A 15,466-nucleotide genomic window follows, 5' to 3' on the forward strand; every position below is an offset into this window, starting at 1 on the left:
GCTCCTCCCGGCGATGCAGTCCCGCCTCAGATGCTGAAGTCCTCGGTCAAGAACCGGCCGTCCAGCCAGGCCACGATCCGTTCCGCCGCATCTTCTGCCGACATGGTCGTGGTGTCGACGACGATCTCGGGGGTTTCGGGCGCCTCATAGGGGCTGTCGATGCCGGTGAAATTCTTCAGTTCGCCGGCGCGGGCCTTCTTGTAGAGGCCCTTGACGTCGCGCTGCTCGGCGACGGCCAGGGGCGTGTCGACATAGACCTCGACGAACTCGCCCGGACCGAGCAACTCACGGGCCATGCGGCGTTCGGCGCGGAAGGGGGAGATGAAGCTGACCAGGACGATCAGGCCGGCGTCCACCATCAGTTTCGACACCTCGGCGACGCGGCGGATGTTTTCGACCCGGTCCTCCTCCGTGAAGCCCAGGTCGCGGTTCAGACCGTGGCGGACGTTGTCGCCGTCCAGCAGATAGGTGTGGCGGCCGTCGGCGTGCAGCCGCTTCTCGACCAGGTCGGCGATGGTCGACTTGCCGGCGCCGGACAGGCCGGTCAGCCAGATGACCCTGCCCTTCTGGTTCTTGATGGCCGCGCGCGAACTCTTGTCCACCGACAGGGCCTGCCAATGGATGTTGTGGGCGCGACGCAGGGCGAAGTGCAGCAGGCCCGCCCCGACCGTCCGGTTCGAAATCCGGTCGATCAGGATGAAGCCGCCCAGATCCTTGTTCTGAGCGTAGGGGGCGAAGGCGACGGGGGCGTCCAGCGACAGGTTGCAGACGCCGATCTCGTTCAGCTCAAGCCGTTTGGCCGGCTGCTGCTCCAGGGTGTTGACGTTCACCTTGTGCTTGGGCTCGGTGATGGTCGCCCCGACCAGCTTGGCGCCGATCTTCAGCAAGTAAGGCCGCCCCGGCAGCAAGGGTTCGTCGTCCATCCAGACGACCGTGGCCTCGAACTGGTCGGCGGCCTCCGGCGGGGCGTCGGCGCCGGCCAGGACGTCGCCGCGCGAAACGTCGATCTCGTCGGCCAGGGTCAGGGTGATCGACTGGCCGGCGACCGCCTGGGCCAGGTCGCCGTCGGCGGTGACGATGCGGGCGACGCTCGAGGCCTTGCCCGACGGCAGGACGCGCACCGGATCGCCCGGACGCACCGTGCCGGCGGCGATCTGGCCGGAGAAGCCGCGGAAGTCGAGATTGGGCCGGTTGACCCATTGCACCGGCAGGCGGAAGGGGTCGGCCTGAAGATCGTCCCCGACCTCCAGCGTTTCCAAGAGGCTCATCAGCGGCGGGCCGGCGTACCAGGGCGAATGATTGCTGGCTTCGGTGATGTTGTCGCCGCGCAGGGCGGACATCGGGATGGCGTCGAAGCGCTTCAGCCCGATCTGGTCGGCGAAGGCGGAGAAGTCGGCGACGATGGCGTCGAACACGGACTGCGACCAGCCCATCAGGTCCATCTTGTTCACCGCCAGGATGACATGGCGAATGCCCAGCAGGCTGACCAGATAGGCGTGCCGCCGCGTCTGGGTCAGGACGCCGCGCCGGGCGTCGATCAGGATGACGGCCGCGTCGGCGGTCGAGGCGCCGGTGACCATGTTGCGGGTGTACTGCTCGTGACCCGGCGTGTCGGCGACGATGAATTTGCGCTTTTCGGTCGAGAAGAAGCGATAGGCCACGTCGATGGTGATGCCCTGTTCCCGCTCGGCGGCCAGGCCGTCGACCAGCAGGGCGAAGTCGATGTCGCCCCCTTGCGTGCCGACGCGGCGGCTGTCGGCCTCCAGCGCCGCCATCTGATCCTCGAAGATCATCTTGGAGTCGTAGAGCAGCCGGCCGATCAGGGTGGACTTGCCGTCATCGACGCTGCCGCAGGTGATGAAGCGCAGCAGGCTCTTGTGCTGGTGGGCGTCCAGATAGGCGTCGATGTCGCGGGCGATGAGGTCGGACTGGTGAGCCATCAGAAATAGCCCTCCTGCTTCTTCTTCTCCATCGAGGCGGACTGGTCGTGGTCGATCATCCGGCCCTGACGTTCAGAGGTGGTGGTCAGCAGCATTTCCTGAATGACCTCGGGCAGGGTCGAAGCCGTGCTCTCGACCGCCCCGGTCAGGGGGTAGCAGCCCAGGGTGCGGAAGCGGACGGACTTCATCTGGGGCGTCTCGCCGGGCCGCAGGCGGAAGCGGTCGTCATCGACCATGATCAGGGCGCCGTCGCGCTCCACCACCGGCCGTTCAGCGGCGAGGTACAGAGGCACGATGGGGATGTTCTCCAGATGGATGTATTGCCAGACGTCCAGTTCGGTCCAGTTGGAGATGGGGAAGACGCGGATGCTTTCGCCCGGCCGTTTGCGGGTGTTGTAGAGCCGCCAGAGTTCCGGCCGCTGGTTCTTGGGATCCCAGCGGTGCTCGGCCGTGCGGAAGGAGAAGATCCGTTCCTTGGCGCGCGACTTCTCCTCATCGCGTCGGGCGCCGCCGAAGGCCGCGTCGAAGCCGTGCAGGGACAGAGCCTGTTTCAGCCCCTCGGTCTTCCAAAGATCGGTGTGGAGGGCCGAGCCGTGGTCGAACGGATTGATGCCGCGCGCGAGGGCTTCCGGGTTCTGGTGCACCAGCAGTTCGACGCCCAGGTCTGCGGCGGCCTGTTCGCGCATGGCGTACATGGCGCGGAACTTCCACGTCGTGTCGACGTGCAGCAGGGGGAAGGGCGGTTTGGACGGATAGAAGGCCTTCCTGGCCAGATGCAGCATCACCGCCGAATCCTTGCCGATCGAATACAGCATGACCGGGCGCTCGGCCTCGGCCGCCACCTCCCGCATGATATGGATGCTCTCGGCCTCCAGGCGCTGAAGATGGGTCAGCCGCGAAGGGCTGATCGCCAAGGGTCGGATCGGGGTCGGCTGTTCAGTCAGAATGGCGGCGTCCACCAGGTCAGGTCTCCATCGAACCCTGACGTGAAAGCCCAGCATGCAATGGGTCGCAAGCGAATGATACTGTCGCCCGTCGAGAGATTTGCACCTGACGGACGAACGGCCAAGCCTGGGCGGAACCTGAGCCGCATGTGGCGGCTTTATGGCCGAAAGGGGATTTCCATCATGAAAACGCTCGCCCGCCTCGCCCTGTCTCTGAGTCTTTGCGGCGCCTTGGCCGCCTGCGTCACGGCCCCTTCGCCGTCCGAATATCGGGCGCCGCAGCCGCTGAAGGCGATCGAAATCGACCGACTCTGGTCCGGGCGTTGGCATGAGGTGGCGCGCCTGCCGGACCGGCTGACCGACGGCTGCGTCGCCGGCGCCTCGGCCTATCGCCCGCTGGGCGGCGACCGGATCGCGGTGCGCGACACCTGTCAGATCGGCACGCCGGAGGGCAGGGAGAAGGCGATCAGCGGCGACGGACGCATCCTGGACCCCGGAACGAACGCCAAGCTGCGCGTGCGTTATCTGCACGGCTTCGTCACCTGGGACTTTTGGGTGCTGGACCGCGCCGACGACTACAGCTGGTTCATCTCCACCGATCCCACCTTCCACCGCCTCTTCATCTACACGCGGGACGTGCCGAGCGCGGCCGAGATCAAGGCCCTGACGGATCGTGCGCGCGCCCTGGGCTATGACGTGAGCCGCCTGGAATACCCCGCCCTTCCGGCCCGCTGAGGATCAGGGTCGGCGACGCATAAGGTCGCTGTCGCGTTTTTGGGTCTGGATTTACGTCACGTCACGCGAACAATTGGGACACGCCCGTCGGCAATCGTGGCGCTTTCGCAGGTGATTGACCGCCACACGGTTGACCCGACGGACCGGCTTCGTTCATCACGAAGACGGATGGAAACGCACAGACCGGAGAATCGGCGAGCATGGGTTTGGTAGCGAATATTCGCAGGGACGTGAGGTTCGCGCGGGGCCTGTTCCGTCTGCTCAAGCGCATCAAGCCGATCGAGCTGGATAGCGACGTTCTGCTGTGCGACGACTTCGAGGAGGCCGTCGACAAGTTCGCCGACAACATCGCCGTCGAGGACGAGCGCCGCAGCCTGACCTATCGCGACCTGGACGCCATGGCGAACCGCTTCGCCCACTGGGCCAAGAGCCGGGGCCTGCGCCGCAGCGACACCATCGCCCTGATGATGACCAACCGGGTCGAATATCTGGCGGCCTGGATCGGCTTTTCGAAGGTCGGGGTCGCCACCGCCCTGATCAACACCAATCTGACGGGCCAGGGCCTGGCCCACTGCCTGACCATTTCCAACGCCTTCCAGGTCGTCGCGGACGAGGACTGCTGGCGCCAGATCGAGGACGCCCGCCCCCTGGTCGGTCACAATCTGATGCTGTGGGTTCTGGGCCTGGACGACGAGGACGAGAACAGCGAACGCCGGGGCCTGGACAAGCCGGTGCGCGGCGGCTCTTCGGTGCGCCCCGCCCGCAGCGGACGCGAGGGTCTGACCAACCGCGACACGGCTCTGTACATCTACACCTCCGGCACCACCGGCCTGCCCAAGGCGGCCCGCATTCCGCATTCGCGCGCCCGCACCTATATGCGCGCCTTCGCCGGGGCGACCCGTTCGACCCCAAAGGACCGCATCTTCAACGTCCTGCCGCTTTACCATTCGACCGGCGGTCTGGTGGGCGTGGGCGCGGCCCTGCTGAACGGCGCGCGCCTGGTGATCCGCAAGAAGTTTTCAGCCAGCAGCTTCTGGCCGGACGTCGTGGCGTCGGGCGCCACCATGTTCGTCTATATCGGCGAACTGTGCCGCTATCTGGTGAACTGTCCGCCCCAGGCCTATGAGAAGAAGCACAAGCTGCGCTTCGCCTTCGGCAACGGCATGCGCGGCGACGTCTGGCCTGAGTTCCAGAGCCGGTTCAACATTCCCGAGGTGCTGGAGTTCTACGGCTCGACCGAGGGCAATGTCTCCCTGTTCAACTTCGACGGCAAACAGGGCGCCATCGGCCGCGTCCCCAGCTATCTTAAGAAGCAGATCAACATCCGTCTGGTTCAGTGCGACGTCGAGACCGAACAGCCGGTCCGGGGGCCCGACGGCCTGTGCCGCCTGGCCCGCGCGGGCGAGATCGGCGAAGCGATCGGCGAGATCGGCAACGACATCCGTCACGACTTCTCGGGCTATGCCGATAAGGCCGCCTCTCAGAAGAAGATCCTGACCGACGTGTTCAAGAAGGGCGATCGCTGGTTCCGCACCGGCGACCTGATGCGCCAGGACGCCGAGGGCTATTTCTATTTCGTCGATCGGATGGGCGACACCTTCCGCTGGAAGGGCGAGAATGTCTCGACCTCCGAGGTCGAACAGGTCCTGATGGATGCGCCTGGCGTGGCCGAAGCCATCGTCTACGGCATTCCCGTGCCCGGCCAGGAAGGCAAGGCGGGGATGGCCGCCCTGGTGATCGAAGGCAAGTTCGATCCCAAGACCTTCGCCGACCACATCAATGGCAAACTGCCGGCCTACGCCCAACCGGTCTTCCTGCGAATGATCGAGGCGGCCGAGACCACCGGCACCTTCAAATATCGCAAGTCCGACCTTGTGGCCGACGGTTTCGATCCGGAAAAGGTCGGGGCGGCCCTGTATGTGCGCGGCGGCAAGAGCGGCTATCAGAAGCTGACGGCGGCGGCGCGCACGGCCATTCTGAACGGTGAAGGCCGGCTTTGACGGCGGTTGGACGGCGTTTGGCGAAACGCCGTCTTAATCAATAACCGCCATGGTCGACGCCTCTCCGTCTAGGATGTCGCGTCCCCATGTTTCAGATCATCGGCATTGTGCTGCTGTTCGGCCTCGTCTTCGGCAGCTACGCCATCTCCGGCGGCAAGTTCGAAGTCATCATCCACGCCGCCCCGCACGAACTGATGGCCATCGGCGGGGCCGGCATCGCCGCCTTCCTGATCTCCAACTCCCTGCCCGTGATCAAGGGGGCCATGGGCGGCCTGGGCAAGACCTTCGCCGGACCGAAATGGAAGAAGCAGGACTACAAGGACCTCTTGTCCCTGCTGTTCCAGCTGACCAAGACGATGAAGTCCAAGGGCGTGGTGGCCCTGGAAAGCCATATCGAAAAGCCCAAGGAATCGACGATTTTCCAAAAGTACCCCAAGGTGCTGAAGGACCATTTCGCCGTCGACTTCATCTGCGACACCCTGCGGATGATGACGATGAACCTGGAAGATCCGCACCAGGTCGAAGACGCGATGGAGAAACAGCTCGAGAAGCACCACCACGAGCATCTGGAAAACGCCCACGCCCTGCAGAACCTAGCCGACGGCCTGCCCGCCCTCGGAATCGTGGCCGCCGTGCTGGGCGTCATCAAGACCATGGGTTCGATCACCGAACCGCCCGAGGTGCTGGGCACCATGATCGGCGGGGCCCTGGTCGGCACCTTCATGGGCGTGTTCCTGGCCTATGGTCTGGTCGGTCCGTTCGCCGCGCGCCTGACGGCCATCATCAACGAAGAAGCGGCCTATTATAAGATCATCCAGTCGGTCCTGGTGGCCCACCTTCACGGCAATGCGGCCCAGATCTCGGCCGAGATCGGCCGGGGCGACATCCCCTCCTCCCTCCAGCCGTCCTTCAGCGAGATGGAAGAAACGCTGAACAACGTGTCGAACGACTGAACCGGAACACGCCCCAGGCCGGGGTGTTTTCGTCCTGATCTGCGCCGTCGCGATCGCCGCTTGCCCCGGCCTTTGCGGCGGCGCTATCGTTTCGGGCAAGGCCTCAGACCTTGCGAACCGCCTTCTGGAGGATTGTCATGCGCATCACCGCCCTCATCGCCGCCTCGGCCGCCGCCCTCGCCATCGCCGCCTGTTCCAAGGCCCCCGAGGAAAAGGCCGAGGAGGCCGCCAGCGACGCGGTCGAAGCCGCCGGGACCGCAGCCGACGCCGCCCTGACGGCGGACCAGGCCGCCGCCGCTGCGGCCGCAGCCGCCAATGAGGCGGCCCAAGACGCCGACGCCGCGAACGCGGCCACGACGCCGACCGAAACTCCGCCCGTCGACGCCGCCCATTCGGAAGCGGCCAAGCCGGCCGAGCCGGCGCACGACGCCGGTCATGACGCCGGCCACTAAGGTCCAGACCCCGTCTGAAAGGCCGCTCCGTTCGGGGCGGCCTTTTTCGTTGCGGCCGTCCGGGTGTACAGCCGCGCCATGAGTTCCCAAGACGCCTCCCCCCGACTGACCTGGACCGAAGAGGGCGAGCCGCGCTCGGGCCGGTTCGGCGACGTCTATTTCTCGCGCGACGACGGTCTGGCGGAAAGCCGCGCGGTCTTTCTCCAGGGATGCGATCTGCCGGGGGCCTGGGCGGGCCGTCAGGGCTTCACCGTGGCGGAACTGGGGTTCGGAACGGGGTTGAACATCGCCGCCGTGCTGGACCTGTGGCGACGGACGCGGCCTGAGGGCGCACGGCTGAACGTCTTTTCCGTCGAGGGTTTTCCCCTGACCGTCGAGGAAGCCCGTCGCGCCCTGAGCAACTGGCCGGAACTGGCCGAGCCGGCCGAGGCCCTGCTTGAGGCCTGGCCGGAGGCGACGCCCGGCTTCCACCGGGTCGATCTGCCGGGGTTTGACGCCGTGCTTGATCTCGCCGTCGGCGACGTAGGCTGGGCGCTGGATCAATGGAGCGGGACCGCCGACGCCTGGTTCCTGGACGGCTTCTCTCCCGCCCTGAACCCCGACATGTGGTCGCCGCAGGTCCTGGACCGGATCGCAGAACGATCCGCGCCCGACGCCCGTCTCGCCACCTTCACGGTCGCCGGCGCCGTGCGACGGGGATTGAGCGAGCGGGGCTTCGTCGTCGACAAGCGGCCGGGGCATGGGCGCAAGCGCGAACGGCTGGAGGCGCGACGGACGGGGCTGCCACAGGCCGAACACCGACCCCAGGTCGCGATCGTCGGGGCGGGCATAGCCGGCGCCTCGGTCGCGCGCGCCCTGGCGGCCGCGGGGCTGACGGCGGTGGTGATCGAGGCCGATCGGCCGGGCGCAGGCGGTTCGGGCTTCCCCGCCGGCCTGGCGACGCCGCGCCTGGATGCGGGAGACGCGGCCATCGCCGGCCTCTACGCCCAGGCGCTGGAACGGGCGCGACATCTGTACGACGCCACGCCGGGCGCCGTCCTGGGCCGAGGGGTGCTGCAACTGCCCCAGGCCGAGAGAGACCGGGCGGAGAGAGACCGGGCCCGCTTCGCCAAGATCGCCGACCAGCCCCTGTGGCGCGAGGGGGCCATGACGGTGATCGACGCCGCTGCGGCCGAGCACCGTCTGGGCGAGGCCCAGGCCGACGGCGGTCTGATGATGGCCGACGCCCGCGTGGTTCGCCCCGCCGTCATTCTGGAGGCCTGGCTGGAAGGGACCCCCGTCCTGTCCGCCTCCGTGGCAAGCATCCGGCGCGCGGGCGACCGCTGGGACCTGCTGGACGCCCAGGGTCGGATCATCGTCACGGCCGACGCCGTCGTGGCGACGGCCGGCTGGGGGGTCGAGGCCCTGCTGGAGACCGGCGCCCTGTCGCCTGTCAGAGGTCAGGCGGACTGGCGCGACGGTCCATCGGTCGAAGGGGCAGCCTGGGGCGGCTATGTCGCCCCCACCGGCGCCGGCCTGCTGTACGGCGCGACCCACACACGCGGAGACGTGGACCTGACCCCGCGCGACGCGGACAGCCGCCACAATCTTGAGACACTGAAGGCCCGTCTGCCGCAACTGGCCGCGCGACTGTCGCAAGAGGGAGGGCGGCGCGTCGCCGTGCGCGCCTCGACCCGCGACCGCCTGCCCGTCGCGGGTCTGAGGAGCGATGGCCTCCATATTCTGTCGGGTCTGGGATCGCGCGGCTTCTGCATCGCGCCCCTGCTGGGCGAACATGTCGCGGCCTTGATCGCCGGCCGGCCCTCGCCCCTCCCCGCAAGCCTGGCGGAACGGGTGTCGCCGGATCGCTTCTGAACCGCGCCTGCCGACGGACTTAACGAGACGGATCGTGTATCGTTGCGCCAAGCTGAAAGGATACGCCATGCGCTTTACGCTGATCGCCCCCGCCCTCGCCTGCCTGCTGACCGGCGCCGCCTTGACGGGTTGCGCCGCCCCTGCCCCGCAGAAGACCCTCGCCGAGACCGGCTCCGAGGCGGCGCGCTGCTTCCGCACCGATCAGGTCCGAAACTTCCGCGCCGAGCGGCCGGCGAACCTCTATGTGCGCTCGGTCCGCGGCGACGTGTTCGAGATCAACACCAGCGGCGGCTGCTGGGATCTGGATTCGGCGATCTCCATCGCCATCACGCCCACGGCGGGGGCGTCCGAAAACGTCTGCGTCGGCGATCCGGTCCAGGTTCTGGTCCCCAGCGGCACGCCGGGCAACCGGACCTGCCGCGCCTTCATCACCGGTTCCCTGACCGAGGCGGAGGTCGAGGCCCTGCCTGAACGGGTCCGCCCCTGACGCGACGTCGCGGCGGCTTGAAATTGGCCGATCACGGGTATCAAATCGCCTCTTCTTGGGGAGGATATGATGCGCGGAATCGCCACATTCGCACTGATCGCCGGCCTGACTCTGACGGCCCAATCCGCTGCGGCCGAAAGCTGGAGCCGTTTTTCGGCGACGGATCGGATCGCCTATCTGGTCGATCTGGACCAGTTGAACGCCGTGGACGGCGTGGTCGCCGCCCGCTTCGCCCGCGTGCCGTCTCAGGGCGATGCGGCGGATCAAAGCCATGAGATCGAAGAGGTCTCGATCCGCTGTTCGGACGGCCAGTCGCGCACGACGACGAATGTGACGATCGGGGCCGACGGGGCGGAGACCGACCGCTATTCCGAGGAGACGCCGTGGGAGCCGTCCCCGGCCGGCGGCATCTACGGCGCCCTGAAAAGCTTCGCCTGCGACAGCATGCGGCCCAGGGGCGACACCTGGCCGACAATCGCCGCCTTCATCGCCGCGGGCCGCGGCGGCTGATAGGCTGAAAGCCTCCGCACACGGTGGATTTGTCGCGGATTTTCAAGCTTAGCGTCACGCAGGCGACGCCTATTCGTCGTCCACACGACATCGCCCCCCGCTACTGAGCGCCATTCAGCCAAGTTGGGGATGATGATGGCGAACGAACTGAAGACGCGGCTGATGGCCGCGGCCGCGCTGAGCGGCGTCCTGGCCATGGCCCAGGCCGCTCAGGCGCAAAGCCAAGAGGCCGGACCGACGGATCTGGACGAGATCGTCGTCACGGCCCAGCTGCGCGAACAGAAGACCATCGAGGTTCCGTTCGCCCTGACCGCCTATTCCGGCCAGTTCCTGGAGGACCTGGGCATTCAGGAGTTCGAACAGCTGTCGGCCTTCGTGCCGGGCTTCCTGGTGCAGAACCAGTCGCCGAACAACCCCGGCTTCGTGATGCGCGGCATCACCTCCGATTCGGGCGCCGCCACGGCCGAGCCCCGCGTCTCGGTGTTCCAGGACGGCGTGTCGATCTCCAAGTCGCGCGGCTCCTATGTCGAGCTGTTCGACCTGGCGCGCGTCGAAGTCGCCAAGGGCCCGCAATCGACCCTGTACGGCCGCGGCGCCCTCATCGGGGCGGTGAACCTGGTCCAGAACCGCGCCGAGCCCGGCCAGACCGAAGCCTACGCCAATATCGAGGCGGGCAATGAAGACTATCGCATGGTCGAAGGCGCGCTGAACCTGCCGGTCGGCGAGACCGCCGGCCTGCGCCTGGCGACCCGGCTGAAGACCCGCGGCGGTTCGGTCGAGAACCTGCGGGGCGGCGACGACTTCAACGGCATCAAAACCAAGGCCGTTCGCCTGTCCGGCGCCTGGGCCCCGTCGGACGCCCTGCGTTTCGACGTGATCGGCAACTATCAGAACGACCACGCCTCGGGCACCTCGTTCAAGTCGATCGCCTATGCGCCGGCCGACCCGGACACGGGCGCCGTCCTGGGCGGCAAGGAGCCCTGGGAAGGCGCGGCCCTGACGCGCGGCGGCGCCTTCGACGGCGGCAAGGACCTGGGACTGGATCGTGAAGTCTGGGGCCTGACCGGTCTGGCCCGGATCAATCTGAACGCCGCCTGGACCCTGAACTCGACCACCGCCTATCGCGAGTTCGACAACTACGAAACCTTCGACGCCGACGGCGTCTCCCTGCCCGTCCTGACGGCGGCGGAAGAGACCCATGGCGAACAATGGAGCCAGGATCTGCGCCTCGGCTTCGACAACGGCGGCCGCCTGACCGGCTTTGTCGGCGCCGGCTGGTTCCACGAAGAAGGCTATCAGCGCACCCCGGCCCAGTTCGACGAACGCCTGGCCCTGGCCCAGCTGGCCGGCCTGCTGGACGGTTCGCCGACGACGGTCGGCGACCGCACCCTGCCGCTCGCCGCCTATCCCACCGTGGCGCGCGGCGCCCTGGCCGCCCTGTTGACGCCCCTGGGCGCGGGCGCCCTGGCCACGCCGATCGCCGCCAATCTTGACCCGGCCCATATCGAGACCTCGACCAACCGGTCGGAGCTGACCTCCTATGACGTCTTCGGCGACGTCACCTACGCCTTCACCGACCGGTTCGAGATGTCGGCGGGCCTGCGTTACACCCGCGACGACAAGACCACCGGCTACGCCAGTTCGGTGGAGCGCCGTTCGGCCCTGGGCGCTCTTCTGGGTCTTCAGACCGGCGCCGTTCCCGCCGCCCAGGTTCCCAGCTTCCTGGCGGCCCTGGCCAATCCGAGCTTCGCCGCCCTGCCCGCCGGCCTCTTCCCGCTGTTCGGTTTGACCGCCCAGCCGACGACCAACAACGGCGACTTCTCCTACTTCGACTCGGAAGACGACGGCCTGACCTGGCGCCTCACGGCCCGCTATGAACTGACCGACGAGACCAATCTGTACGCCAACTACGCCCGCGGTCGTCGCCCGGAAGTCATCAGCGCCTCGGGGCCGTCCGCGCCCAGCGGCGCGGCGCGCTTCACCCCGGTCGATGCGGAAACCGTGGACAGCTATGAGGTCGGCGCCAAGTCGGCCCTGCTGGACGGCCGCCTGCGCGTCGACGGCGCGGTCTTCCTGTACAACTACGAAAACTTCCAAACGACGATTCAGCAAGGCACGCAGTTCATCACGACGAACGCGGGCGAGGCCAAGTCTTACGGCTTCGAAGGTCAGGCGAACTTCGCCGTGGCCTCGACCTTGGACCTGTTCGCCACCTACGCCTACAACCACTCGCGCTTCGAGAACGGCATCTACGACGGCAACCAGTTCCGCCTGTCGCCTGACCACGCCGCCTCGATCGGCGCGACCTGGCGCCTGCCGACGACGGGCGGCGAGATCGAGGTCCAGCCGACCTACACCTGGCAGTCCAAGGTCTTCTTCAGCGACGACAACGACATCCCCGCCCTGCAAACGCAGAACTTCGTCGCGGACCTGATCCAGGACGAATATCAGGACGCCTACGGCCTGCTGAACATTCGGGTCCGCTATACGCCGGAAGGCGGAAACTGGGGCCTCGAAGCCTTCGGCGAAAACGTCCTGGACGAGAAGTACATCAAGGACGCCGGCAACACCGGCGACGCCCTGGGCATGCCGACCTTCATCGCCGGTCGTCCGGCGGCCTATGGTCTGGTGTTCAAGCTGAAGCTGTAAGGATCGAACGATGAAACTGGATCGCCGCAGCCTTCTGGGTCTGTTGGGCGCGGGGGCGGCGACGCCCGCCGTCGCCCAGGCCGCCCATTCCGGTCAGGTCGCCTTCCTGCACGGCGTGGCCAGCGGCGATCCCGATCATCATTCGGCCGTCTTCTGGACCCGCGTCACCCCGGCTGATCCGTCGGCCGGGGAGATCCCGGTCGTTCTGGAAGTGGCCAAGGACGCCGGCTTCACCGACATGGTGCGCCGCACCGCCGACCTCACCGCCCGGGCCGAGCGCGACTTCACCGTCAAACACGATCTGCATGGGCGCGGCCTGGAGCCCGGCCATGAGTATTTCTACCGGTTCATCGCCCGCGGCGTGACCTCGCCGGTGGGGCGGGTCCGCACCCTTCCCTTGGGCGCCACGCCCCAGGTGAACCTCGCCGTGGTGTCGTGTCAGCTCTATCCGGGCGGCCTGTTCAACGCCTATGAGGCCATTTCCCAGCTGGATCGGCTGGACGCCGTCGTCCACCTGGGCGACTACATCTATGAATACGGCGCCGCGCCGAACGACTACGGCATGAATACCGGTGCGCCGCTGGGCCGGTCGCCCCTGCCGCCGCATGAGATCGTCAGCCTGGCCGACTATCGGACGCGCCACGCCCAGTACAAGACCGATCCCGACCTTCAGGCCGCCCACGCCCGCGCCGCCTTCATCTGCGTCTGGGACGACCACGAGGTCGCCAACGACACCTGGATGCGAGGCGCCGAGAACCATCAGCCCGCGACCGAAGGCGACTTCGCCGCACGCAAGGCGGCGGCTCTACGGGCCTATTTCGAATGGATGCCGATCCGCGAGGCCAAGGCCGGCGCCATGAAGGAGGCGATCAACCGCAGCTTCCATTTCGGCGACCTGGCCAGCCTGCATATGGTCGAGACCCGGCTGCTGGCCCGCGTCGAACAGATGGAGTTCGCCGACATTCCCAAGACCGCCGACGGGCGGCCGGACCTCGACGCCTTCGAGGCGCAGCGCCAGGACCCGTCGCGCGATCTGCTGGGCGAGCCCCAGCGCCGCTGGCTGGGCGAGGCCATGCGCCAGTCCAAGGCCGCCGGCCGGCCGTGGCAGATCCTGGGTAATCAGGTCATTATGGCCCGGGTCAAGGGGCCGAACATTGAACAGATGGTGCCCCCCGCCCAGCTGGCCCAGATGGTCTCCGGCCTGCCCGACGACGTCCGCCCCCAGGTCGAGACCGCCATCCAGCTGTTCAGACTGGGCCTGCCGTTCAACCTGGACAGCTGGGACGGCTATCCGGCCGGACGCGAGCGTCTGTACGAGACCATGAAACAGGCGGGGGTCGAGCCCATCGTCCTGGCCGGCGACAGCCACGCCTTCTGGGTCAATGAACTGTATGACAACGGCGGAGAGCGCCGGGCGGTCGAGTTCGGAACCTCGGCCATTTCCAGCCCCTCGCCCGGCGACCATGTCGGCGGCCTGCCCCTGGGCCTGGCGCTGCAAGCCGCCAATCCCGAGGTCAAGTTCTGCGACCAGTCGGCCAAGGGCTATGTGCTGCTGACCCTGGAGCGGGATCAGGCCGTCGGCGAACTGCGCACCGTCTCCACCATCCTGGCCAAGCCGTATGAGAACCGGACGCTGAAACGCTATCGTCTGGCGCGGACTGAGACGGGCCTGGGGCCGTTGGAAGACGTCACCGCACCCGCCTGATCGCCGCCACCGCAAGGGCAGCTCCCAAGAAACACAGGGCGGCGGCCACGAACAGGCTGCGCAAGCCCAGATCCAGCCGCTCCAACAGGACCAGGGCGATCAAGGGGGCGATCGCCTGGGGCAGGGTCACGGCCAGGTTGATCAGCCCCAGATCCTTGCCCCGATCCTGAGCCGAGGGAAGGACGTCAGTCATCAAGGCGATATCGACGGCGCCGTAGCAGCCTTGGCCCAGGCCATAGAGGGCGAAGGCGATCAGGACCAGGGTCCAGTCCGGGGTCGCCGCCATGACGGCCGCTGCGATCGTCAGCAGGACCGCCCCCGTCACGCCCAGGGGCTTTCGCCGCGTCACACGCGACCCGTTGACGGCGACCACGGCGCTGACCGCGACCACCCCGACCACGGCGATGGCGGTGACAAGGGAATGACCCGCCTCAGCCGTCCGGCCGGGGAACAGCCGAGCAAAGCCGATGGCGTCGGCGATGTAGAAGAGCAGATAAAAGGCCACCAGCGAATAGCCGGTGACGACCAGGAAACGATAGGACCAGGCCAGGCTGAAGTCGCGGGTTGCAAAGGGCCTGAGCAGGCTCGCCAGGGAGAAGCCCGAAAACACCGGGCGGACCTGCGCCGACGGCGGCGGATCTTCGCGCGACAGCAGGGCGAAGGGCACGGTGGCCGCCGCGACGACGGCGGCCAGGACCGCCAGCCGCGCCGCCTCGCCCTGCGGTCCCCAGGCCATGACCACCGACCCGATCATGGCGGCCAGAGGATAGCCCATGCCCATTACGGCCGACATGGCGCTGCGCCGGTTTTCCGGCACCCGATCAGCGAAGAGGGCCAGGAGCGGCGCCAGCAGGATGTTGAACGCCAGTTGAAACCCGACGAGCGCCAGAACGAAGCCGACGGGTGTCGATGCGCGATGAAGGCCGGCGTAGCTGGCGATCGTCAGCACCGCGCCGATGATGATCCAGGGCCGTCTGCGCCCGTGTCTGGACCGGGTGCGGTCGCTGAGGGCGCCGCCGATGATGTTGCCGACCCCGGCCGCCATACAGCCCCAGAACAGGGCCTGACTGAGCAGGGGGCCTTTGGCCTCGCCGCCGATAAGCTCGGCGTGGAGAGGCGCAAGCACCTGAAGCAGGGGCGCCACGCCGATGAAGCCGCCGATATAGGCGACGGCGTAGCCGAAGAGGAAGGCCGGCCCGGCCGGCCGGGTTGGAACGCCGGCGACCACGGGCGGGGG

12 protein-coding genes are annotated in these 15,466 nt (G+C 67.5%); 9 read left to right on the forward strand and 3 right to left on the reverse strand.

Translation table 11 applies throughout. The annotated features are described in order from the left end of the window. Positions 1-26 precede the first annotated feature (26 nt). Together cysN and cysD are read right to left on the reverse strand one after the other, a co-directional pair. Positions 27-1,940, reverse strand: coding sequence for a sulfate adenylyltransferase subunit CysN (cysN, locus tag GGQ93_RS02175; RefSeq protein ID WP_183214977.1), 1,914 nt, complete (start codon positions 1,938-1,940; stop codon positions 27-29). After that, complete coding sequence (gene cysD / locus GGQ93_RS02180) at positions 1,940-2,899, reverse strand: sulfate adenylyltransferase subunit CysD (RefSeq protein ID WP_183214978.1); 960 nt, start codon at positions 2,897-2,899, stop codon at positions 1,940-1,942. The genes cysN and cysD overlap by 1 nt, the downstream gene beginning before the upstream one ends. A gap of 168 nt (positions 2,900-3,067) precedes the next feature. On the opposite strand from cysD, the gene GGQ93_RS02185 reads away from it, so the two are divergent. The 9 genes from GGQ93_RS02185 (at position 3,068) to GGQ93_RS02225 (ending at position 14,229) form a co-directional block, all read left to right on the forward strand. Further along, the gene (locus tag GGQ93_RS02185) at positions 3,068-3,619 is read left to right on the forward strand and encodes a lipocalin family protein (protein WP_054766472.1); all 552 of its coding nucleotides are present in this window, start codon (positions 3,068-3,070) and stop codon (positions 3,617-3,619) included. Between the two features lie 200 nt (positions 3,620-3,819). Beyond that, complete coding sequence (locus GGQ93_RS02190; RefSeq protein ID WP_183214979.1) at positions 3,820-5,619, forward strand: long-chain-acyl-CoA synthetase; 1,800 nt, start codon at positions 3,820-3,822, stop codon at positions 5,617-5,619. Between the two features lie 86 nt (positions 5,620-5,705). Then, positions 5,706-6,572: a flagellar motor stator protein MotA gene (motA, locus tag GGQ93_RS02195; RefSeq protein ID WP_183214980.1), complete on the forward strand. Its 867-nt coding sequence runs from the start codon at positions 5,706-5,708 to the stop codon at positions 6,570-6,572. 137 nt (positions 6,573-6,709) lie between these two features. Then, positions 6,710-7,024 (forward strand): hypothetical protein, encoded by a 315-nt coding sequence (locus GGQ93_RS02200; protein ID WP_054766475.1) that lies wholly within the window; start codon positions 6,710-6,712, stop codon positions 7,022-7,024. A 78-nt stretch (positions 7,025-7,102) separates the two neighbouring features. After that, positions 7,103-8,878, forward strand: a complete 1,776-nt coding sequence (mnmC2, locus tag GGQ93_RS02205) for a tRNA (5-methylaminomethyl-2-thiouridine)(34)-methyltransferase MnmC2 (RefSeq protein ID WP_183214981.1) — start codon at positions 7,103-7,105, stop codon at positions 8,876-8,878. Positions 8,879-8,945: 67 nt separating this feature from the next. Next, positions 8,946-9,365 carry a DUF6491 family protein gene (locus GGQ93_RS02210; RefSeq protein ID WP_183214982.1) on the forward strand — a complete coding sequence of 140 codons (420 nt, stop codon included), beginning with the start codon at positions 8,946-8,948 and terminating at the stop codon, positions 9,363-9,365. Between the two features lie 69 nt (positions 9,366-9,434). Further along, on the forward strand, positions 9,435-9,875 hold the full coding sequence (locus GGQ93_RS02215; protein WP_054767030.1) for a hypothetical protein: 441 nt from the start codon (positions 9,435-9,437) through the stop codon (positions 9,873-9,875). A gap of 135 nt (positions 9,876-10,010) precedes the next feature. After that, positions 10,011-12,524 (forward strand): TonB-dependent receptor, encoded by a 2,514-nt coding sequence (locus GGQ93_RS02220; protein ID WP_183214983.1) that lies wholly within the window; start codon positions 10,011-10,013, stop codon positions 12,522-12,524. 10 nt (positions 12,525-12,534) lie between these two features. After that, positions 12,535-14,229 (forward strand): alkaline phosphatase D family protein, encoded by a 1,695-nt coding sequence (locus GGQ93_RS02225; RefSeq protein WP_183214984.1) that lies wholly within the window; start codon positions 12,535-12,537, stop codon positions 14,227-14,229. Here the strand turns inward: GGQ93_RS02225 and GGQ93_RS02230 are convergent. Next, positions 14,213-15,457: an MFS transporter gene (locus tag GGQ93_RS02230; RefSeq protein ID WP_183214985.1), complete on the reverse strand. Its 1,245-nt coding sequence runs from the start codon at positions 15,455-15,457 to the stop codon at positions 14,213-14,215. The two genes, GGQ93_RS02225 and GGQ93_RS02230, sit on opposite strands and share 17 nt — an antisense overlap. Positions 15,458-15,466: the final 9 nt, after the last annotated feature.

It is taken from the genome of Brevundimonas aurantiaca (assembly GCF_014199955.1).
Classification (GTDB): domain Bacteria; phylum Pseudomonadota; class Alphaproteobacteria; order Caulobacterales; family Caulobacteraceae; genus Brevundimonas; species Brevundimonas aurantiaca.

Bases quoted from the DNA above. Each gene is read 5' to 3' on its own strand.
- cysN (WP_183214977.1), bottom strand. From the start codon at position 1,940: ATGGCTCACCAGTCCGACCTCATCGCCCGCGACATCGACGCCTATCTG.
- GGQ93_RS02185 (WP_054766472.1), top strand. From the start codon at position 3,068: ATGAAAACGCTCGCCCGCCTCGCCCTGTCTCTGAGTCTTTGCGGCGCC.
- GGQ93_RS02190 (WP_183214979.1), top strand. From the start codon at position 3,820: ATGGGTTTGGTAGCGAATATTCGCAGGGACGTGAGGTTCGCGCGGGGC.
- motA (WP_183214980.1), top strand. From the start codon at position 5,706: ATGTTTCAGATCATCGGCATTGTGCTGCTGTTCGGCCTCGTCTTCGGC.
- GGQ93_RS02200 (WP_054766475.1), top strand. From the start codon at position 6,710: ATGCGCATCACCGCCCTCATCGCCGCCTCGGCCGCCGCCCTCGCCATC.
- mnmC2 (WP_183214981.1), top strand. From the start codon at position 7,103: ATGAGTTCCCAAGACGCCTCCCCCCGACTGACCTGGACCGAAGAGGGC.
- GGQ93_RS02210 (WP_183214982.1), top strand. From the start codon at position 8,946: ATGCGCTTTACGCTGATCGCCCCCGCCCTCGCCTGCCTGCTGACCGGC.
- GGQ93_RS02215 (WP_054767030.1), top strand. From the start codon at position 9,435: ATGCGCGGAATCGCCACATTCGCACTGATCGCCGGCCTGACTCTGACG.
- GGQ93_RS02220 (WP_183214983.1), top strand. From the start codon at position 10,011: ATGGCGAACGAACTGAAGACGCGGCTGATGGCCGCGGCCGCGCTGAGC.
- GGQ93_RS02225 (WP_183214984.1), top strand. From the start codon at position 12,535: ATGAAACTGGATCGCCGCAGCCTTCTGGGTCTGTTGGGCGCGGGGGCG.